The organism is Paraburkholderia sp. RAU6.4a (assembly GCF_050435625.1).
GTDB classification, from domain to species: domain Bacteria; phylum Pseudomonadota; class Gammaproteobacteria; order Burkholderiales; family Burkholderiaceae; genus Paraburkholderia; species Paraburkholderia tuberum.
The window spans coordinates 463,476-482,605 of sequence record NZ_JBNDKQ010000003.1; the positions used below are offsets into that span (position 1 = coordinate 463,476).

Annotated in this window: 15 protein-coding genes; 8 read left to right on the forward strand and 7 right to left on the reverse strand. The window is 64.9% G+C overall.

Going from position 1 to position 19,130, the window contains the following annotated elements; genetic code table 11:
* Nucleotides 1–19: 19 nt before the first annotated feature.
* Complete coding sequence (locus tag OKW40_RS26615; protein ID WP_429492510.1) at nt 20–1,186, reverse strand: ABC transporter ATP-binding protein; 1,167 nt, start codon at nt 1,184–1,186, stop codon at nt 20–22.
* 192 nt (nt 1,187–1,378) lie between these two features.
* Between OKW40_RS26615 and OKW40_RS26620 the strand changes: the two genes are divergently transcribed.
* On the forward strand, nt 1,379–2,422 hold the full coding sequence (locus OKW40_RS26620; protein ID WP_429402802.1) for a LacI family DNA-binding transcriptional regulator: 1,044 nt from the start codon (nt 1,379–1,381) through the stop codon (nt 2,420–2,422).
* A 73-nt stretch (nt 2,423–2,495) separates the two neighbouring features.
* Here the strand turns inward: OKW40_RS26620 and OKW40_RS26625 are convergent, their stop codons facing one another.
* Nucleotides 2,496–3,704 (reverse strand): MFS transporter, encoded by a 1,209-nt coding sequence (locus OKW40_RS26625; RefSeq protein WP_429492512.1) that lies wholly within the window; start codon nt 3,702–3,704, stop codon nt 2,496–2,498.
* Nucleotides 3,705–4,153: 449 nt separating this feature from the next.
* Between OKW40_RS26625 and OKW40_RS26630 the strand changes: the two genes are divergently transcribed.
* The 4 genes from OKW40_RS26630 (at nt 4,154) to OKW40_RS26645 (ending at nt 8,356) form a co-directional block, all read left to right on the forward strand.
* Nucleotides 4,154–5,158 (forward strand): sugar ABC transporter substrate-binding protein, encoded by a 1,005-nt coding sequence (locus OKW40_RS26630; protein WP_184064342.1) that lies wholly within the window; start codon nt 4,154–4,156, stop codon nt 5,156–5,158.
* Between the two features lie 97 nt (nt 5,159–5,255).
* Nucleotides 5,256–6,245 (forward strand): ABC transporter permease, encoded by a 990-nt coding sequence (locus OKW40_RS26635; RefSeq protein WP_184064339.1) that lies wholly within the window; start codon nt 5,256–5,258, stop codon nt 6,243–6,245.
* A 20-nt stretch (nt 6,246–6,265) separates the two neighbouring features.
* The gene (locus OKW40_RS26640) at nt 6,266–7,069 is read left to right on the forward strand and encodes an ATP-binding cassette domain-containing protein (protein WP_184025447.1); all 804 of its coding nucleotides are present in this window, start codon (nt 6,266–6,268) and stop codon (nt 7,067–7,069) included.
* Nucleotides 7,070–7,111: 42 nt separating this feature from the next.
* The gene (locus OKW40_RS26645; RefSeq protein ID WP_429492515.1) at nt 7,112–8,356 is read left to right on the forward strand and encodes an ROK family transcriptional regulator; all 1,245 of its coding nucleotides are present in this window, start codon (nt 7,112–7,114) and stop codon (nt 8,354–8,356) included.
* A gap of 5 nt (nt 8,357–8,361) precedes the next feature.
* Here OKW40_RS26645 and OKW40_RS26650 read toward each other — a convergent pair whose 3' ends face one another.
* Together OKW40_RS26650 and OKW40_RS26655 are read right to left on the reverse strand one after the other, a co-directional pair.
* On the reverse strand, nt 8,362–11,475 hold the full coding sequence (locus OKW40_RS26650; RefSeq protein WP_429492517.1) for a transglycosylase domain-containing protein: 3,114 nt from the start codon (nt 11,473–11,475) through the stop codon (nt 8,362–8,364).
* A 309-nt stretch (nt 11,476–11,784) separates the two neighbouring features.
* Nucleotides 11,785–12,723, reverse strand: coding sequence for a LysR family transcriptional regulator (locus OKW40_RS26655; protein ID WP_429492519.1), 939 nt, complete (start codon nt 12,721–12,723; stop codon nt 11,785–11,787).
* Between the two features lie 159 nt (nt 12,724–12,882).
* On the opposite strand from OKW40_RS26655, the gene OKW40_RS26660 reads away from it, so the two are divergent.
* The 3 genes from OKW40_RS26660 to OKW40_RS26670 all read left to right on the forward strand — a co-directional run bounded on the left by OKW40_RS26660 (nt 12,883) and on the right by OKW40_RS26670 (nt 16,040).
* Nucleotides 12,883–13,815 carry a dihydrodipicolinate synthase family protein gene (locus OKW40_RS26660; RefSeq protein WP_429492521.1) on the forward strand — a complete coding sequence of 311 codons (933 nt, stop codon included), beginning with the start codon at nt 12,883–12,885 and terminating at the stop codon, nt 13,813–13,815.
* Nucleotides 13,816–13,904: 89 nt separating this feature from the next.
* Nucleotides 13,905–15,194, forward strand: a complete 1,290-nt coding sequence (locus OKW40_RS26665) for an NAD(P)/FAD-dependent oxidoreductase (protein ID WP_429492523.1) — start codon at nt 13,905–13,907, stop codon at nt 15,192–15,194.
* A 105-nt stretch (nt 15,195–15,299) separates the two neighbouring features.
* Nucleotides 15,300–16,040 (forward strand): TetR/AcrR family transcriptional regulator, encoded by a 741-nt coding sequence (locus OKW40_RS26670; protein ID WP_429492525.1) that lies wholly within the window; start codon nt 15,300–15,302, stop codon nt 16,038–16,040.
* 215 nt (nt 16,041–16,255) lie between these two features.
* Here the strand turns inward: OKW40_RS26670 and OKW40_RS26675 are convergent, their stop codons facing one another.
* Genes OKW40_RS26675 through aroQ form a run of 3 tightly spaced genes read right to left on the reverse strand, consistent with a single transcriptional unit; the run spans nt 16,256 to nt 19,088 of the window.
* Nucleotides 16,256–17,635 (reverse strand): MFS transporter, encoded by a 1,380-nt coding sequence (locus OKW40_RS26675; RefSeq protein WP_429492527.1) that lies wholly within the window; start codon nt 17,633–17,635, stop codon nt 16,256–16,258.
* A gap of 50 nt (nt 17,636–17,685) precedes the next feature.
* Entirely contained in the window at nt 17,686–18,636 is a 951-nt protein-coding gene (locus OKW40_RS26680) for a shikimate dehydrogenase (RefSeq protein ID WP_429492529.1), read from the reverse strand.
* Nucleotides 18,633–19,088: a type II 3-dehydroquinate dehydratase gene (gene aroQ, locus OKW40_RS26685; protein ID WP_090806916.1), complete on the reverse strand. Its 456-nt coding sequence runs from the start codon at nt 19,086–19,088 to the stop codon at nt 18,633–18,635. The genes OKW40_RS26680 and aroQ overlap by 4 nt, the downstream gene beginning before the upstream one ends.
* Nucleotides 19,089–19,130: the final 42 nt, after the last annotated feature.

Below are 19,130 nucleotides of genomic sequence, written 5' to 3' on the forward strand. Positions count from 1 at the left end.
CCTATGTCCCCAGTGTTTTTCAAGCGTAGTGTTCGATGGATTCGAGCGACGCGGCCGCGAAACCGTCCTCGGTAAACAGATGACAGGCCGTGCGCGACACCCGCAGGCTCGCGCGATCGCCTGGAGCGAGGCGCGTGTTGCCGGGCGCCTTGGCGATCAGAACGGCGCCGCCGGGTTGATCGAGGTGCACGTAGCTGTGTTCGCCAAGCTGCTCGACGAGCGATACGGTGCGCGCGAGCACGCCGTCTTGCGACGCGGCCGCATTCGTCGTGGCCGATGCATCGACGAACTCGAGATGCTCGGGACGCACACCGAGCGTGACCGGCTGCGCTGGCTGCAGTCCGGCGCTGCTGACCGGCACACGCACGTTCTCGCCGGTGTGATCGAGCGTGACGAGCGCGCCCTGCGCATCGAGTGACGCCACCTTGCCCGGCAGAAAATTCATTCGCGGCGAGCCGATAAAGCCGGCCACGAAGCGGCTTTTCGGGCGGTGATACAGCTCGAGCGGGGCGCCGATTTGCGCGATGCTGCCGTAACGCTCGGTGTCCTTGCCCGAATGCAGCAGCACGATCTTGTCGGCGAGCGTCATCGCTTCGATCTGATCGTGCGTCACGTAGACCACGCTCGCCTTCGCAAACTGCTTATGCAGACGTGCGATTTCGACGCGCGTTTGTCCGCGCAAGGTTGCATCGAGATTGGACAGCGGTTCGTCGAACAGAAACACGCCGGGCTCGCGAACGATCGCGCGGCCAATCGCGACGCGCTGCCGCTGCCCGCCCGACAGCGCCTTCGGCTTGCGCTCGAGCAGTGCCTCGAGTTGCAGGATGCGCGCGGCTTCACGCACCTTGCGCTCGATTTCATCCTTCGGGGTCTTCGCGAGTTTCAGGCCGAACGCCATGTTCTCGAACACGCTCATGTGCGGAAACAGCGCATAGCTCTGGAACACCATCGCTACGCCACGCTGCGCGGCCGGCACGTCGTTGACGATCTTCCCGCCAATCGACAGGTCACCGTCGGTCACATCCTCGAGCCCGGCGATCATGCGCAACAGCGTTGACTTGCCGCAACCCGACGGGCCGAGAAACACGCAGAACTCGTTTTCGCCGATGTCCAGATCGACGTTGCGAATCACCGGCGCACCGTCGCCATACGCCTTCTGCACGCCTCGTAACGAAATGCTCGCCATTGCATCGACTCCGTGATTTAATCGGGGCGAAGTCGGAGATTAAGCGCTTAATCAGCATGACCGAAAAATCGATCGCAAGGCGATCGTTGGTCTGTCTCCGATATCGTTTTGTACGTTGTTCGATGACAGATGTTGCCGCGCCTCGCGCCGCGACGCAAATGTCGGACAGCCATCCCAAATATTGACAACATCATGCCCACACTCAGCGAAGTCGCGCGTCATGCCGGCGTCACGCCAGCGACGGTTTCCAACGTGCTGCGCAAGCGCGGCCGCGTTGGCGAAACGACCCGGCAACGCGTGCTCGAGGCAGTCGCGGCGCTCGGCTATCGCCCGCATCTCGCCGCACGCGCGCTCGCCGAAGGCCGCGCGCCGACGCTCGCGCTGATGGTGTCGAGCATCGCGAATCCGTTCTATCCGGAGTTCGCGCTCGCGGTCGAACGCGCTGCGCGCACGAGCGGCCACTTCGTGATCATCTGCAATACCAACGACGATCCGCTAAGCGGCCGCGCGTACCTCGACCAGATCGCCGGCACCTTGTCCGAAGGCGTGCTCGTGACCAACGCGAACCTCGATTTCGCCGATCTGCACGAGACCGAAGCGCGCGGCACGCCGGTCGTGCTGTGCATGTGGGAGCGGCCCACCGAGCCGCCCGGGCTGCCGTGCGTCGCGGTCGATTTCCGGCTGGCCGGCAAGCTGGCTGGCGAGCATCTGCTCGAACTCGGGCATCGGCGCTTTGGTGCGATCGTCGGCAGCAAGGTGTCGGGCATTCACGTGGCGCGCTTCGAAGGTTTCGTCGACGCGTTGCGCGCGGCCGGTGTGACGAGAAATCGCGTGCGACACGCGGCCGACACGATCCACGGCGGCTACCTGGCGGCCCGCGCGCTGCTCGAAGCCGATCCGCAACTCAGCGCGATCTTCGCGACCAACGATTTGCCTGCGCTCGGCGCGATGCACGCGGCCGCGGATCTGGGCCTGCGCGTGCCGCACGAACTGTCCGTGATCGGCATCACCGACATCCAGCTCGCGCGCGAGTCGCGCCCTGCACTGACGACGGTGGCGGTGCCGACGGTCGAGGTCGCCGGACTTGCAGTGGAACTGCTGCGCGAGCTGATCGAGACTTCGTACGGACAGCCGGGACGCGCCGCGCGGGACATGCCGGCGCCCGTGCCGATGCGGATTTCGTCCGAGCCGAAACTGGTCGTGCGCGCATCGACGGCCGCACCGCGTTCGCGTTGATGTGGCAGTTACAGCCGCGCCGCAACGTTGCAGTTCGTCGCAGTTGGACCAGGCTCGGCCAGCTTGCCGCGCGTCAACTCGCGTGACGAGGCCGGCGCGCACCGACCGCCAACGCAATACAGGCCAATCCCGCGGAAACCGCCGCGAACGCGACGTTCGCCCACAAATGTCCGACCCGGGTCGACAGCAGCGCTATGCCGACCGCCGGCAACGAGTTGCCGGTGTAACAGCAGAGCAGATACGCCGATAGCAATTCGGCGCGTTGGTCCGCGGGCGCGATCCGGTTGATCTCCTGCAAACTGCCGCGAAACCCGAGCGCGGCTGCGATGCCGCACAGCGCGGTCGCCGCGCTCAGCACTACGATCGACGCGACGACCTGCGCCGACAGCAGCAACGCGAGACTCGGCGGCAACAGCCACAGTCCGGCGAGCATCGCGGTGCGAGCGGCGAGTTTCGACGTGACCATCACGGTGATCGTGCTCGCGGCGAACAGTTCGGCGACGAGCGCCCCGCTCAGCGCGGGGCTGTGCAGATGCATGCTGTTCGCGATCAGATTGGGCAACAGCGCCGCGAAAAAGCCGAGCAGCGCGAAGGTCGCGAATGCGGTGACGGCAGGCACGACGAATGCCACGCGCAATTGCGCGGGCACGCCGATGCGTGGCGCGAACGACACCTGTGCAAACGTCCGGGCGCGCGCCTGGACCGTTTCGCATGCGAGCGCCGCCAACGCCGCGGTGACCAGAAGCGTCAACAGATAAACGACGAACACCGTGCGCAATGGCCAGGGCGCGAATTGCGCGAGCAGACCAGTCAGCAGCGGTCCCACTCCGAGCCCAGCCAGATTGACCGCCGCGGCAAGACGGCTGGCGGGCGCCTTGTCGGCGCCAACGTGCAATTCCGCGATCCACGCGGTCGCCGTGGCGGCACCGACGCCGATCGCAAGGCCGCTCGCCGCCCGGGCGACGAAAAGCCACGTCGCATGCGTGGCGAACAGAAAACACATCGTGCTCGCGATCGCGGCTGCGAGCACGAGCAGACTGACCGATCGGCGCCCGGCCTGGTCGGACACGCGACCGAATAGAAACAAAGCGCCGAGATTGCCGATCACGTAGGTCGCGTACACGAGCGTGATCGTCAGATCGGACAAGCCGAACCGCCGTTGATAGAGCGGATAAAGCGGCGTGACCATCGTGCTGCCCGCGTACAGAACGCCGATCACGAGGGCGGCGGCGATCAGCGATGCGCGGGAGCCGAGTCGTCGCTGCCACCAGTGCGAAGGCATGGGTCTCTCCGAAAGGTTCGCATTCTGTCGAGGCGAGCAAGCGCTGTTCCGCCGCGACCTCCCGCAAACATTCATCGCCCACTGAAAAAGCGCGTTACGCACCGCGAATTGCGTTGAAAAACCATCGTTGACATTTCAACCCGCTTTCAGACCAGCCAGGACTTTCCCCAAGCCGAGAAGCGCCGCTTCGCACCGCAGCACGGCGCCAAAGCGTTACCACACAAGGCTCTCAGCCTGCACGCGGTTCGCGGCGCGGCGAATTTCCGCGTTCACATTTCCTTGACGAGCAGTCGCGGGCCTGCTGTACTAAATCAACCAAAGTGATTTAGGCGATTTCCTTCGGACCACATTGCGTCGAAGCGTCATCGTCAAACGTCAAGCCCGCAGCTTCGCAGTTTCGATCTATCTGCAGTCCCATACGTCGTTGCCAATAACCGGAGGAGCGTCTCATGAATCTGAATTTCCACAGGCGTCCTGTCGCCAGGACAATCGCGTCGATGTGCGCCGCGGCCGCGGCGCTGTGGTGCGCAAGCGCGAGTCAGGCCGCCGACCAGCCCGTCATCGGCCTGATCACGAAGACCGATACGAACCCGTTCTTCGTCAAGATGCGCCAGGGCGCGGACGCGGCCGCGTCGAAAGACGGCGCGAAACTGATCACGGCCGCCGGCAAGTTCGACGGCGACAACGCGAGTCAGGTCACCGCGATCGAAAACATGATGACGGCCGGCGCGAAAGCAATCCTGATCACGCCGAGCGACACCAAGGCGATCGTGCCGAGCATCAAGAAGGCGCGCGCGGCCGGTGTGATGGTCATCGCCCTCGATACGCCGACCGATCCGCAGGACGCAACCGACGCCCTGTTCGCCACCGACAACTTCAAGGCCGGCGTGCTGATCGGCAAATACGCGAAGGCCGCGTTGAACGGCAAGCCCGCGAAGATCGCCACGCTCGATCTCGCGCCGGGCGTGTCGGTCGGCGTGCTGCGCCACAACGGCTTCCTCGAAGGCTTCGGCATCAAGGAAGGCGACCCGTCGATCGTCTGCAGCCAGGACACCCGCGGCGATCAGGCGAAAGGCCAGACGGCGATGGAAAACTGCCTGCAGAAAGCGCCCGACATCAACGTGGTCTACACGATCAACGAACCGGCCGCGGCCGGCGCGTATCGCGCGCTGAAGGCGGCGGGTAAGGACAAGGGCGTGATGATCGTGTCGATCGACGGCGGTTGCGAAGGCGTGCGCAACGTGAAGGCCGGCGCGATCGCGGCGACCTCGCAGCAGTATCCGCTGAAGATGGCCGCGCTCGGCGTCACCGCCGGCGTCGACTACGCGAAGACCGGCAAGAAGGTGTCCGGTTATCACGACACCGGCGTCACGCTGATCACCGACAAGCCGATGTCCGGCATCGACAGCAAAGACACGAAGTTCGGCCTCGACAACTGCTGGGGCAACAAGTAACGCGCATTGCACAGCGGCCCGTTGCGCGTCGCACCGGGCCGCCAATTGATTTGCAGCGTGACCTTCATGTCACGCTCATGTACCGAGGACTGCCATCATGTCGACCCCTTCCGCGCCCGCCGGCCGGCCGCGCCCGTCTTTCACCGAGCACCTGCCGTCGCTGTCCGAAATCGGACCGCTGATCGCGCTGGTGCTGGCCTGCGCATTCTTTGTCTCGCAGAGCAGCCGCTTTCTATCGTTCCAGAACCTGTCGCTGATCCTGCAACAGACAATGGTCGTCGCGGTCATCGCGATCGGCCAGACACTGATCGTGCTGACCGGTGGCATCGATCTGTCCTGCGGCATGGTAATGGCCTTCGGCTCGATCATCATGACGAAGTTCGCGGTCGTGCTCGGCGTGCCGCCGATCCTCGCGATTCTGTGCGGCATCGGCGCCAGCACCTTGTTCGGCTTACTGAACGGTCTGTTGATCACGCGCATCAAGTTGCCGGCGTTCATCGTCACGCTGGGTACGCTGAACATCGCGTTTGCGCTCACGCAGATCTACTCGAACGCGGAAAGCGTGTCGAACCTGCCCGATGCGATCATGTTCCTCGGCAGCACGTTCAGGCTCGGACCGGCGGAAGTCACGTACGGCACCGTGCTGACGCTGCTGATGTATGTGGGCACGTGGTTCGTGCTGCGCGACACGGTGCCCGGCCGGCATCTGTACGCGCTCGGCAACAACGCCGAGGCCGCGCGACTGATGGGCCTGTCGTCGCAGCGGATTCTGCTGACCGTCTACACGCTTGCCGGCGCGATCTACGGCATCGCCGCGCTGCTGTCGGTAGCGCGCACCGGTGTCGGCGATCCGCAGGCCGGGCAAACCGAGAACCTCGACAGCATCACCGCGGTCGTGCTCGGCGGCACGAGTCTGTTCGGTGGACGCGGCTCGATCGTCGGCACCTTGCTTGGAGCGCTGATTGTCGGCGTATTCCGTAACGGCCTGACGCTGATCGGTGTTTCCTCGGTGTACCAGGTATTGATCACCGGCATCCTCGTGATTCTCGCGGTCGCCGCCGATAAACTCTCGCACCGCGGCCGTTGATCCCGCACAGGAGCCTTGTCATGTCGACCTCCACCTCCTCTTCCACGTCCGCTGCGATGCCGGTTCTGCAGGCACGCGGGCTCGTCAAACGTTACGGCAACGTGACCGCGCTCGACGGTTGCGATTTCGAAGTGCTGCCCGGCGAGATCCTCGCGGTGATCGGCGACAACGGCGCGGGCAAATCGTCGCTGATCAAGGCGCTCTCGGGCGCCACGGTGCCCGACGAAGGCGAGATTCTGCTCGACGGCAAACCGGTCAAGTTCCGCAGTCCGCTCGATGCGCGCGCACAAGGCATCGAGACCGTGTACCAGGAACTCGCCGTCGCGCCGGCGATGAGCATCGCCGAAAACCTGTTTCTCGCCCGCGAATTGCTGAAGCCCGGCTGGCGCGGCTCGCTGTTCAAGATGATCGACAAGCGCCGCATGCTCGACGAAGCGACCGCGGCCATGAAGGATCTGCAAATCGGCATCCGCTCGATGCGCCAGGCGGTCGAAACGCTGTCCGGCGGCCAGCGCCAGGGCGTCGCCGTTGCACGCAGCGCGGCATTCGCGCGCCACGTGGTGATTCTGGACGAGCCCACCGCCGCGCTCGGCGTGAAGGAAGGCAACATGGTGCTCGAACTGATCCGGCGCGTGCGCGAGCGTGGCCTGCCGGTGATTCTGATCAGCCACAACATGCCGCACGTGTTCGAGATCGCGGACCGCATCCATATCCAGCGGCTCGGCCGGCGCGCGGCGCTCGTCAATACGAAGGACGTGCACATGTCGGAAGCGGTCGCGATCATGACCGGGGCGAAGGAAGCCGACGTGAAGGCGATCGCATGACGCGCCGCCCAATCCGCTGAGCCACGAGGCCGGTACACGACAATGGACACCCCCAGCACCAGCAGGCGTTCGCCGGTCAAACGCACGGTCGGTTCGAATCAGGTCGGCATGCGGCAATTCAACGAGCGCATCGTGCTGCAAACGATCCGCTTGCATGGACCACTGCCGAAGGCCGAGGTCGGCCGCCTCACGCGTCTTTCGATGCAGACGGTGTCGATGATCGTCGACCGGTTGATCGCCGACGGCCTGCTCGAAAAGCACGCGCGCGTGCGCGGCAAGATCGGCCAGCCGTCGGTGCCGATCGCGTTGTGCGCGGACGGCGCGTACACGATCGGGATCAAGGTCGGACGCCGCAGTCTCGACGTGCTCGCGATGGACTTCGCCGGGCGCATCGTATGCCGCGACGTATTCGAGTATGCGTATCCCGATCCGCGCGCGCTGTTCCCGGCGCTCGAAAACAAACTCGCGCGCGTGAACCAGACGCTCGGCGCGAAGGCGGGCAAGGTGGTCGGCGTCGGTGTCGCGGCGCCGTTGTGGCTCGGCGGCTGGCGCGACTTTCTCGGCGCGCCGCCCGACGCGCTCGACGCCTGGAACGACATCGATCTGCGCGCGCGCATCGCGACGATAACCGGCCTGCCCGTCGAGTTCGCCAAAGACACCACGGCCGCCTGCGCGGCCGAACTCGTGATGGGCCAAGGCCGCGGCATCCACAACTTCCTGTATCTGTTCGTCGGCACGTTCATCGGCGGGGGTCTCGTAATCGACGGACGTCTGCATGGCGGTCCACACGACAACGCGGGCGCGGTCGGTTCGATCCCGCTGCGCGAAGGCGGCGCACGCAAACCCGCGCGGCAGTTGCTGCACGCGGCATCGGGCTTCGTGCTCGAACGACTGTTCAGCGATGCGGGCGCGCCGGCGGCCGCGGCGCATGATCATCGCGCGTTGTCGCCCGAGTTGTGGCGGCATACCGAGCGATGGCTCGACAGCGCGTGCCCGGCGATCGCGAATGCGCTAACCAATGCGGCCGCGTTGCTCGATCTCGAAGCCGTCGTGATCGACGGCGAGTTCGACCGGCTACTGCTGCGCGAGATCATTCGCCGCACCGAGCGCGTGCTCGATCGTTTCGAATGGGAAGGGATGGTGCGGCCGCAATTGCTCGAAGGCGCGATCGGCGCCGATGCCCGCGCGATGGGCGGTGCGATTCTGCCGCTATATGCGCATTTCGCGCCGGTGCATGAGCTGTTCCTGAAGCCGGCGGCGTCGGAGACGGGTTATGACGAGCGGTGAGCGATTCACTGCGCGGCAACTTTCGTCGCCGCAGGCGTCGATCCCGCCGGCGCCGCGGTCACGGTTTTCTGAACCGGCTTATCGAGCAACGGCTGCAACGCCGGTGCCATCGACTTGAGCAACTGCACCGCCAGCGCACTCGTGAAGTCGTAACGCGCGGCATACGGCTCGTGCACCCACGCGGTCAACGTGCCGTAGAAGCGGTCGCCGAGCGCGAACACGAAGGTCGCGCTGCGATTCACCTTGCGCGACTCGATCAACCGCGCGCCCTTCGCGTACACGTTCAAGCGCTGATCGCCGGTGCCGGTCTTGCCATAGACTTCGAGCGTTTCGCCGTTCGGGAACGTCATGCCTTGCGCGAGACGCCTCGCGGTGCCACCCGTCACGACGTCGCGCAACAGCATCCGCACCTCCCCGGCAATCTCCGGCGACACCTGCTGCTGCGGCGCGACCACCGCGCGCCTGAAATGCGTTTCGTACGGCGTGTCCTTCGCGAAGTCGATTTGCGTCAGCGTTTCGGTCGGCACCTTGTTGCCGCCGTTCGTGATCACGCCGATCAGTTGCGCGAGCGCCGCCGGACGATCGCCCGACGCGCCGATCGCCGCCGCATACGACGGCGTCAGCGACGCGAACGGATAGCCGAGCGCCTGCCAGGATTTGCCGATCGCGTCGTAGGCGCGCAACTCGACCATGCGCTTGATGCGGTGATCCTGGGTCACGTGATAGCGCGTCTTGAAGAGCCACGAGTAAGTCGACAGGCGCACGTCCTGGCTCGCGGCTTCGATCTGCGCAAGCGTCGCATCCGGATGCGAGCGCAGGTAGTTCAGCGTCCATAGTTCGAGCGGATGCACACTCGAAATATAGCCGCGGTCGTTCAGGTTGAAGCGGTTGATGCCGTACTTGTCGTACAGATTCGCGAGATCTTCGTCGTCGAGCATCGAAGCCGCCGGCGTGTTCTTCAACGCCGCGTACATCAACTTGTTGAACCACGCGTTCGATTGATCCGGCGCGACGCTGCGCAACGCGGTCGCCACTTTCGGGGGCGACTTGCGCACCCCTAGCAGCAATAGCGTGATCTGCTGATCAGGCGTCTTGCCGTGGTACTTCGTGTAGAAACGCTTCATGTACACGCGGCTTTCCTGATCGGCGAAACGCGTCAGGTACATCTTGCGGGTCGCCGGATCGCCGAGCCATTGCGACGACGGCCCGGTGGTCTGCACCATTTCATAGTGCACGATATCGCGCATCAGCCGCACGAACACGAGGTTCACCGAATGCTGGAACGCGCGATGCACGGTCAGGATGCGGCTGTTGTCGTCGGACTCGAAGTTCGTGAAGGCCTGCGCGCCGCCGCCCGTAAAGAACGTTTCGCCCGGGCTCGCCGAGTATTTACGCTCGACGGCGGCGTCGAGCATAGGCTGCAGCGAATGGTCGCGCGTGTGCAGCAGATAGTCGATCGCCCAGCGCGTCAGCCGATCGTTCGGATCGGGCGTGATCGCCTTCAGTTGGGCATTGCTCAGCGATGCGTACCGTGTGTGCAAATCGGTGACGATCTGCAGATACGTGATGACGGTGCGCAGTTTCGCGGTCGAGCCGAGGTTCAGGCGCGCGCCGGAATTGATGTCGAACGGCTGGTTCACGCTATCGGTCTGCACGCGCACGAGGTTCGCGTCGCCTTGCCGCTCGAACAGCGTGAAGCTGTAGGCGATATGCGACGGATCGTCGGACCCGCGCAACATTTCGTAGCCGACGAGACCCGCGGCCTTCGCGCCGTCTTTCGTCGCGGCGGCGGCGAGGCGCTCGGCAACGGCTTGTTGCACGTCATTGTTCAGCGTGCCTGTCGCCTGCACGTCGAGGCGGTCCAGTTCATAGAAACTACGCACGCCGAGCGCGGCGAGCAGATGCGAGCGCATCGACGTGACGGCCTTGCGCGACACGAACGAACCGAGATCCGGTGTGCTGCGCGGCGCGCGATGCAGTTCGACGTGCGCCGCCAGCGCCGCGTCGCGCAACTGCTCGGTGATCACACCGCCACTCGCGAGCAGCCGCATGTAGCTGTCGGTCAGCCGTTCGAGCTCGGGATAGCCGCGCTGCAGAAAAAACGACGGCGCGCGCTGCGCGATCATCAGCGACAGCACTTCGCGAAACGCCAGACCCTGGTCGGGCAGATTTGCTTCGGTCGACGGCGCCTTCAGCAGCCGGTTGGTCTCGCGGAAATCGCGCCCATACCAGGCGGCGAGCCCATCGCCGATACCGTTGATTTCGCCGACGCCGGGCTGCGCGGCAAGCGGCACCGAGTTCAGATAATGGACCACGATCTGTTCGCGCGCGGGCAGCGTTTGCGGTCCGTTCAGATAAGCGCGCACCGACGCCGACGCGATTTGCCGCAGCTTTTCCGGCGGCGTCGCGGTGCGGCCGCCCGCCGAGTGACGGAATTTCTCGATCTGCGTCGCGAGCGTGCTGCCGCCGGGCGTCTGCTGATGACGATTGAACACGCGCGCGCCCTGGTCGACGAGCGCGCGGCTGAAGCGCCCCCAGTCGATCGCCGGATTGCGGTTCGGCTGATCCGGATCGAGCAGATAGCGGTCTTCGATGAACAGCAGCGAGTCCACCACGAGCGGCGGAATCGCGCCGAAGCTGTCGTACACGCGACCGGGAAACTGAGCGCTGTATAGCGGCACGCCGGTGCCGTCGAACAATTGCAGGCCGGCCGTGTCTTTTTCGTCGTAAGGCAGGAACAGGCCGTCATCGGCTAGCGAAAGCATGCGTTCCGAATCGCGCGCCTGCGAGCTGATTTCGAAGCCATGTTGCAACAGACGCTGCTGGATAGCCGGCAACAGCGCGTAGCCGAGGCGCGCGTCGTACGGGCCCTTGTCGGCTTGCGGAAAGCGGATGGAATGACTAGGACCGTCGGTGACCGAAAAAGCGACGTCGCGGGTCAGCTCGGAAAGGTACCGCGCCTGCAGTCGCGAGGTCTCGATCTCGATCTGCACGAGCCGTGCAATCAGCGCCACCGCGAGCAGCAAAAACGCGCCAAGCCCCCATTTGAGCCAACGCCAACTCCGCACGGGCACGGTGCTGGTCACGCGAAGCGGAAACCGAAGCGGTGGCCGATTCATGGCTGCTCTCCCCGAGCGATGGCCAGGAGGTCGAGCCTGGCTCAGTTCATTCAAACCAGTGTAGCTCGGAACGAGAAACCCTCATCGGTTCGGATTGATGCGACAGTGTCGCGGCTACAACACCTGCTGGCGTCGGATGACAGAATGCGAACCGGCATGAGATATTGAAGCTCTTTTCACACGAATAACAAACCGCCTTTTCGGGCGGTTTTGCCGTTTCTGGCGGGCCTTGCCGAAAGAAAGTCGCTTTTTGGCTGGCATTCTTACCGGCAACCGGGCGGACAGCGGAGCAATCTGTTTGCGCAGCGCCTAAATTCGCGCTTTCGTCTGTGCACGCAACAGCGCGATAAACCGTTCCGCCGGCGGCGACAGCACGCCGCCCTTGCGCGTGACGATGCCGAACGTCTGCGATGGCGATTTGAGCCTGACCGGCACGACGCGCAGCATCTTGTGCCGCACGAACGGCCCAGCAATTGCACTCGGCAGCAGCGAAACGAGTTCGGCGCTGCTTTGCAGCAGTGCAACTGTCACGAACGTGGAAGCCGTCGAAATCGGATTGTCGGGCATGTCGAGGCCGGCGAGATCCATCTCGCGTTCGAGCAGCGCATGCAGCGGCATGTGTGACGGATACATGACCCAGCGATGCCCGGCGAGATCGCGCAACATCATCTCGCGGCGCGGCAACGGCGCATGCTGATAACCGACCACCACCGCCAACGGCTCGTCGCCGAGCGGACGATACTGATACTTCGACGGATCGGCCGCGACCGCCGCTCGGCCGACCACCAGATCGAGCCGCCCGTCGTCGAGCTGTGCGAGCATTCGTGCGCTGGTGTCCTCGACCACTTCGATCGACAGAGCCGGTTGCGCCGCATGCAATTGATTCAGCGCGGGCACCACGCAGTCGGGAATCGCGCCCATGATCGCGCCGAGCGCGAGCCGCCCGCCGCGCCCCGAACGAATTTCGGCGACGTCCTGGCAGAGCGCGGTCAGGTCCGACGTCACGACGCGCGCATATCGGATCACGCAATGACCGAGCTGGTTCGGGATCATGCCACTTTTCGAGCGCTCGAAAAGCGGCGCGTCGAGCATCGATTCGAGCTCCTGCAGCGCCTTGCTCGCCGCCGATTGCGTCATCGACATCACGCCGGCCGCTTTGTGCAGCGATTTGTGATCGTCGAGCGCGATCAGCAGATGCAGCTGCTTCATGCGCAGCTTCGACAGCAGGACGTTGAGCGTGTCTTTCATCGGTGGGGTGAGTCGCAAAAGCGATCACGATATGGAAACAATTCAATATACCCGCGAGGCCCAGCGCCGTATAGTCGCCGAAGGAGACATTCATCCAGTTGCGCCGCCCGTTCGCGGGCTCGAGCGCAATCCTTCCATCCCCGTACGGACCACATCGCCATGAGCCAAGCGTCACACTCTCCCGCCCTGCGCGGCGTCTTCCCCGTCGTGCCGACGATCTTCGACGACGCCGGGCGTCTCGACCTCGAAGGCCAGAAGCGCTGCCTCGATTTCATGATCGACGCCGGCTCGAACGGCCTGTGCATTCTCGCGAACTTCTCCGAGCAGTTCGCGCTGTCCGACGACGAGCGCAACACACTGATGCATCTCGCGCTCGAACACGTCGCGGGCCGCGTGCTGGTGATCGTCACGACCACGCACTTCAGCTCGTACCAGTGCGCGGAGCGCAGCCGCGCAGCGCAGGCCGCGGGCGCCGCGATGGTGATGGTCATGCCGCCGTATCACGGCGCGACGATCCGCATCGGCGAGCGCGGCATCTACGAGTTCTATCGTACGGTGTCCGATGCCATCCAGATTCCGATCATGATCCAGGACGCGGCGGTCAGCGGCACGCCGTTGTCCGCGCCGTTCCTCGCTCGCATGGCGCGCGAGATCGACAACGTGTCGTACTTCAAGATCGAAACGCCGCAGGCCGCGAACAAGCTGCGCGAGCTGATCGAACTGGGCGGCGACGCGATCGTCGGTCCGTGGGACGGCGAGGAAGCGATCACGCTGATGGCCGACCTCGATGCGGGCGCGACCGGCTCGATGACGGGCGGCGGTTATGCCGATGGCATCCGCCTGATCGTCGATGCCTATGCGGCCGGTGATACCGAGGCCGCCGCCGCGCACTATCAGCAGTGGCTGCCGCTGATCAACTACGAGAATCGCCAGGGCGGCCTCGCATCGTGCAAGGCGCTGATGAAAGAAGGCGGCGTGATCGGTTCGGACGCGGTGCGTCACCCGCTGCCGCAGATGCATCCGGCGACGCGCGAAGGGCTGTTGAAGATCGCACGCCGGCTCGATCCGCTGGTGTTGCGCTGGGGTCGATAACGCAGAGCGAAGCGCGGCGGGGCGCCCGTCGACGTGCGGGCTCACGCGGGCTGGACGGGCACACGCGATTGCCGCTAACCTATGGCCCCATGCAAAGTTTCTACGAAGCCACCGTCACCCGCTCCTCCGCCTGCGCGCCGCTCAACGGCCGACGCAGCGCGCACGTCTGCATCGTCGGCGGCGGACTTGCGGGACTCTCCACCGCGCTAGGACTCGCCGAACGCGGCGTCGAAGACGTCGTCGTGCTCGAGGCGCAGCAGGTCGGCTTCGGCGCATCGGGACGCAACGGCGGCTTCGTGTTCGGCGGCTACAGCCTCGATTGCGCCGACCTGCTGAAGACGCTCGGGCCGACTCGCGCGCGCGAACTCTATGCGCTGACCACCGACGCGGTCGAGCTGATGCGCAAGCGAATTGCGCGCTATCGGATCGATTGCGACCCGACCGATGCCGGCGTGATCCTCGCGAACTGGTTCGACGAACCTGCGCGTCTCGAAGCGCAACGGCGTCTGATGCGCGATTCGTTCGGCATCGACTGGGAACCGATCGCTGCCAGCCAACTCGCCGCGCAACTCAAAACGAGCCGCTATCACGGCGGCCTGTTCGAGCGCAACGCGTTCCATTTTCATCCGCTCAAGTACGTTGTCGGCGTCGCCGCGGCGGCCGCGCAAGCGGGCGTGACGATACACGAGCGCTCGCCGGTCGTCAGCTTGCGGCGCGACGGCGCGGGCTTCGTCGTCGAGACCCCGCAAGGTGCGCTCGACGCGCGTCACGTCGTGATGGCGGGCGGCGGCTATGCACGCAACGTGTACGCGCGCGTCGAGCGCGCGGTGCTGCCTATCGCCACCTACGTGATGGCAACGGAGCCGCTCGGCGAACGCTTGCACGACGCAATCGCCACACGCGCCGCGATCTATGACACCCGCTTCGCGTTCGACTACTACCGCCCGTTGCCCGACACGCGCATCCTGTGGGGCGGCCGCATCTCCGTGCGCGACCGCGAGCCCGAGGCGATCGCGCGTCTGTTGCGACAGGATCTGCTGAAGGTCTATCCGCAGCTGCGCGACGTGCGCATCGAGCACGCATGGGGCGGCCTGATGAGCTACGCGCGACACAAGATGCCGCAGATCGGCCAAAGCACGGACGGCGTCTGGTACGCGGTCGGTTTCGGCGGACACGGCATGGCGCCGACCACGGTGTCGGGCGAACTGCTGGCCGCGGCTATCTCCGGTGAACGGCCGGTGCCCGACGCGTTCGCGACCTTCGGCCTCGCGCGCACGTACGGCGCGCTCGGCCTCGCGGCCGCGCAGCTCACGTACACCGCGATGCAAACACGCGACGCACTCGCCGCGCGCCGCCGGCCCACGCGCCCGGTCGCGTAAGCGCCACGCAAGCTCCTTCGAGATGCCTTCGTCGATGCCCGAGACCCACGCCAGAGGCCCATTTCGCCATGCTAGAATGCGCCGTCACTGCCGCTCGAAACCACAATGAAAAAGGGAAGCAAGGCCGCCGAGCCTGATACCAACGGCATCGTGTCTGGCACGCCGCACGCCGACGCGCGACGTACCGGCGCCAGGCGTACCGACGCCCCGCGTGTGGACGCCCCACGCAAATACGATCCCGAGCAGACTAAGCGCAACATCCTCGACGTCGCGACCCAGGAGTTCTCCGCGATGGGGCTGACGGGTGCCCGCGTCGACGCGATCGCGGAACGCACGAACACCACCAAGCGCATGCTGTACTACTACTTCGGCAGCAAGGAAGGGTTGTACCAGGCGGTGCTGGAAAAGGTGTATGGAGACATTCGCGCGCTCGAACAGGACCTGCACATCAGCGAACTCGATCCGGTCGAAGGCATGCGCGCGCTGGTCGAATTCACGTTCGACTACCACGACCGCCAGCGCGATTTCGTGCGCCTCGTGACGATCGAAAACATTCACGGCGCGAAGTACGTCGAGCAGGTCAAGACGTTCAAAGGACGCAACGTCACCGTGATTCACACGATCGAGGATCTGCTCGCGCGCGGCATCGCGGCGGGCCAGTTCCGCAGCGACATCGATCCGATCGATCTGCATCTGATGATCAGCTCGCTGTGTTTCCATCGCGTGGGCAACCGGCATACGTTCGGCACCGCGTTTGGGCGCGATCCGTCGCATCCGCGGCTGCGGGCGCGGCATCGGGCGATGATCGTCGATGCGATCTTGCGGTTCGTGAAGAAGGAAGATTGACGCCGGTTGCGCGGCGACCGGCTGAAATGGAAACGGGATGTGGTGAAAGCCACATCCCGTTTTTTATCGCTTCGAGAAACGCAGCGCGTTCAGCGGCTTACTGCCCCGGCAAACCGGTGACGGCAGTCGCCGTGGTTGCCGCCGCACCGCGACGACAACCGGGGATTCGAAGGGAACTACGACCGTCACATGAAGCGACGGCTCAGCGGGAAGACTCAATCCACCAGTACGATCCGCTTGATATCGCCGACGACGAAGATATACGACAGCGCGCCGATCAACGCGATGACACCGATAAACACCAGCGCGCCCACGAACGAACCGGTCGCCGCGACGATCAGGCCCACCACGAGCGGCGTCACGATACCCGCCAGGTTCGCAGCGAAGTTGAAGATGCCGCCGGTCACGCCGAGCAAGCCCTCGGGCGCGATATCCGACACCAGCGTCCAGCCGAGCGCGGCCATGCCCTGCGCGAAGAACGCCACCGACAGAATCGCGATCACCACGACGTTGCTCTCGACATAGTTGGCGAGAATGATCGTCGACGCGAGCAGCAGACCCGCGATGATCGGCAGCTTGCGCGCGACGTTCGGCGATTTGCCACGGCGCAGCAGCCAGTCGGAGAACACGCCGCCGAACATCACGCCGATCGAAGCCGCGATGAACGGCATGATCGCGAAGAAGCCGATCTTCAGCCACGCCATATGACGTTCGGTGGCGAGATACGTCGGGAACCACGTGAGGAAGAACACCAGCGTCGAATTGCCCGCGAACTGGCCGAGGCAGATGCCGGTCAACTGGCGATGCTTGAGCAGTTGGCCAATCGTGCCCCATTGGAAGCCGCTCTTCTTTGATGCCGCAGCATCGGGTGTACCCGCGGCCGCACCCGCGACATCCTTGTTGCGTTGCGTGAGACCGCCGCCCGCCTCGATATAGTCGAGCTCTTCCTGATTCGCCGACGGATGATCGCGCGGCTCGCGATACAGCAGCCACCACACCACGCCGAACGCGATACCGACGCCGCCGACCACGAGGAACAGCGAGCGCCAGCCGAATGCGCCCATCAGCATGAACAGGAACGGGCTGAAAAACGCGAGGCCGATATATTCGCCGACCGTGTAGGTGCCGGTCGCCATCGCGCGCTCGCTTTGCGGAAACCACGTGGCGACCACGCGGCTATTGGTCGGAAAGCATGGCGCCTCCGAAACGCCGAGGCCGAGACGGAAGGCGAACAGCCCGCCGATGCTCCCCACGAGCCCTTGCGCGAGCGTGCAGAGCGACCAGAACGTCATCGACAGGAAGTATGTGAGCTTGCTGCCGAAGCGGTCGAGAAACAGGCCGCCCGGAATCTGCGAGGCCACGTAGCTCCACGAAAACACGGAGAACAGCAGGCCCATCAGCGCGGCGTTGATGCCGAGCTCCTTCGTCAGCTGCGGTGCCGCGATGCCGAGCACGGTGCGGTCGAGATAGTTGATCATCGTGCCGACCGCGAGCAGCGCGAGGATCTTGTAACGGGCTTTCGAACGGCGCGCGGGGCTCGCCGCCTTGTTCTGCGCGGGCGAGCCCGCGGAGCTGGATTGGAACGATTGCGTCATGGCGTGCTTGTCTCCTCGATCAGCTTGGGTGCCGGTCTCTACGCGGCCGGTTAGCGTTGCAACAACGATTGAAAGTGGGTGTAGACGCGCTCGGCGTCCGGCTCGAGGCCCGTGAAAATACGCATGGCGTCGACCGCCTGGTAGACCGCCATGCCGCCGCCACTCAGCGTGCGGCAGCCAAGCGCCTCGGCCGCCTGCAGCAGCGCGGTGCGAATCGGAAAATAGACGATGTCGGCGACCCACAGGTCGCGGTGCAGCAATTCGGCCGGCAGCGGCAGGCCCGGCATTTTAGCCATACCGGTCGGGGTAGCGTGAATCAGGCCTTGCGCGGCGCAGAGCGAATCTTCGAGCGACGTGCCCGCGCTGACCCTGGCTTTCGGGAAACGCGCCTGCAACTCGTCGGCGAGCGACTGCGCGCGGGCGGCATCGACGTCGAACAGCGTCAGCGACTGCGCGCCCATGTTCAGCGCCGCATGCGCGACCGCCGCGCCGGCGCCGCCGGCGCCAAGCTGCACGACGCGTTCCAGCGACACGTCCGGCAGGCCGCGCTGGAACGCACGCGCGAAGCCGGACCAGTCGGTGTTGTGACCGATGCGCTTGCCGTCCTTGAACAGCACGGTGTTGACCGCGCCGAGCGCGCGGGCGTCGTCGGACAGTTCGTCGAGCAGCGGAATCACCGCCTGCTTGCACGGATACGTGATGTTCAGGCCGTTGTAACCCATCCGTTCGGCCGCTGTCAGCAGCTCCGGCAGCGGGGCGGTGTCGAGCTTCTGCGCATCGAGATCGATGCGTCGATAGACATAGTGCAGTCCGAGCTTGCTGCCCTCTTCCTCGTGCATCGCGGGCGTGAGCGAACCGCTGATGCCCGAGCCGATCAGGCCGACCAGAAAGGAGTGGGGAGTGGCCCGCAAGCTCGCCTGCGCATTGGCCAACGCGGCGATCTGCGCGTCGGTCCGGGAATTTCCCCGAGTGTTCGCTTGAGTGTTCGCTTGAGTGTTCATTTCGCCGCCCTATTCTTAAGAATCGTCGCCATCCGTTCCAGCGCGAGCACATAGCCCTGCGTGCCACAGCCGACGATGATCGCGTCCGCCACCGCCGACACGTACGAGTGATGCCGGAACGCTTCGCGCCGATGCACGTTCGAGATATGCACCTCGATGACGGGCTTTTCGATCGCGCTCAATGCGTCGGCGATCGCGACCGACGTATGGGTGTAAGCGGCCGGATTGATCACGACGCCGTCGACCTTGGTGCGCGCCGCGTGCAGCCAGTCGATCAGCTGATGCTCGGCGTTCGACTGGCAGAAGTCGATCGCGAGGTCGAGGCGCTCGCCCGCGTCGCGGCACAGCGTCGCGACGTCGTCGAGCGTTTGCGCGCCATAGATGGCCGGCTCGCGCGTGCCGAGCAGATTGAGGTTCGGTCCGTTCAGGACCAGTACGGAGGCAAAGCTCATGACAACGACTCCCGCAAAATAAGGCGCGACTCGAACCGCGGC

Excerpts from the sequence above, each read along its gene's own strand:
- OKW40_RS26615 (WP_429492510.1), bottom strand. The coding sequence starts at position 1,186 with ATGGCGAGCATTTCGTTACGAGGCGTGCAGAAGGCGTATGGCGACGGT.
- OKW40_RS26645 (WP_429492515.1), top strand. The coding sequence starts at position 7,112 with ATGGACACCCCCAGCACCAGCAGGCGTTCGCCGGTCAAACGCACGGTC.
- OKW40_RS26675 (WP_429492527.1), bottom strand. The coding sequence starts at position 17,635 with ATGACGCAATCGTTCCAATCCAGCTCCGCGGGCTCGCCCGCGCAGAAC.
- OKW40_RS26655 (WP_429492519.1), bottom strand. The coding sequence starts at position 12,723 with ATGAAAGACACGCTCAACGTCCTGCTGTCGAAGCTGCGCATGAAGCAG.
- OKW40_RS26650 (WP_429492517.1), bottom strand. The coding sequence starts at position 11,475 with ATGAATCGGCCACCGCTTCGGTTTCCGCTTCGCGTGACCAGCACCGTG.
- OKW40_RS26635 (WP_184064339.1), top strand. The coding sequence starts at position 5,256 with ATGTCGACCCCTTCCGCGCCCGCCGGCCGGCCGCGCCCGTCTTTCACC.
- OKW40_RS26665 (WP_429492523.1), top strand. The coding sequence starts at position 13,905 with ATGCAAAGTTTCTACGAAGCCACCGTCACCCGCTCCTCCGCCTGCGCG.
- OKW40_RS26660 (WP_429492521.1), top strand. The coding sequence starts at position 12,883 with ATGAGCCAAGCGTCACACTCTCCCGCCCTGCGCGGCGTCTTCCCCGTC.
- OKW40_RS26630 (WP_184064342.1), top strand. The coding sequence starts at position 4,154 with ATGAATCTGAATTTCCACAGGCGTCCTGTCGCCAGGACAATCGCGTCG.
- OKW40_RS26640 (WP_184025447.1), top strand. The coding sequence starts at position 6,266 with ATGTCGACCTCCACCTCCTCTTCCACGTCCGCTGCGATGCCGGTTCTG.
- aroQ (WP_090806916.1), bottom strand. The coding sequence starts at position 19,088 with ATGAGCTTTGCCTCCGTACTGGTCCTGAACGGACCGAACCTCAATCTG.
- OKW40_RS26620 (WP_429402802.1), top strand. The coding sequence starts at position 1,379 with ATGCCCACACTCAGCGAAGTCGCGCGTCATGCCGGCGTCACGCCAGCG.
- OKW40_RS26680 (WP_429492529.1), bottom strand. The coding sequence starts at position 18,636 with ATGAACACTCAAGCGAACACTCAAGCGAACACTCGGGGAAATTCCCGG.
- OKW40_RS26670 (WP_429492525.1), top strand. The coding sequence starts at position 15,300 with ATGAAAAAGGGAAGCAAGGCCGCCGAGCCTGATACCAACGGCATCGTG.
- OKW40_RS26625 (WP_429492512.1), bottom strand. The coding sequence starts at position 3,704 with ATGCCTTCGCACTGGTGGCAGCGACGACTCGGCTCCCGCGCATCGCTG.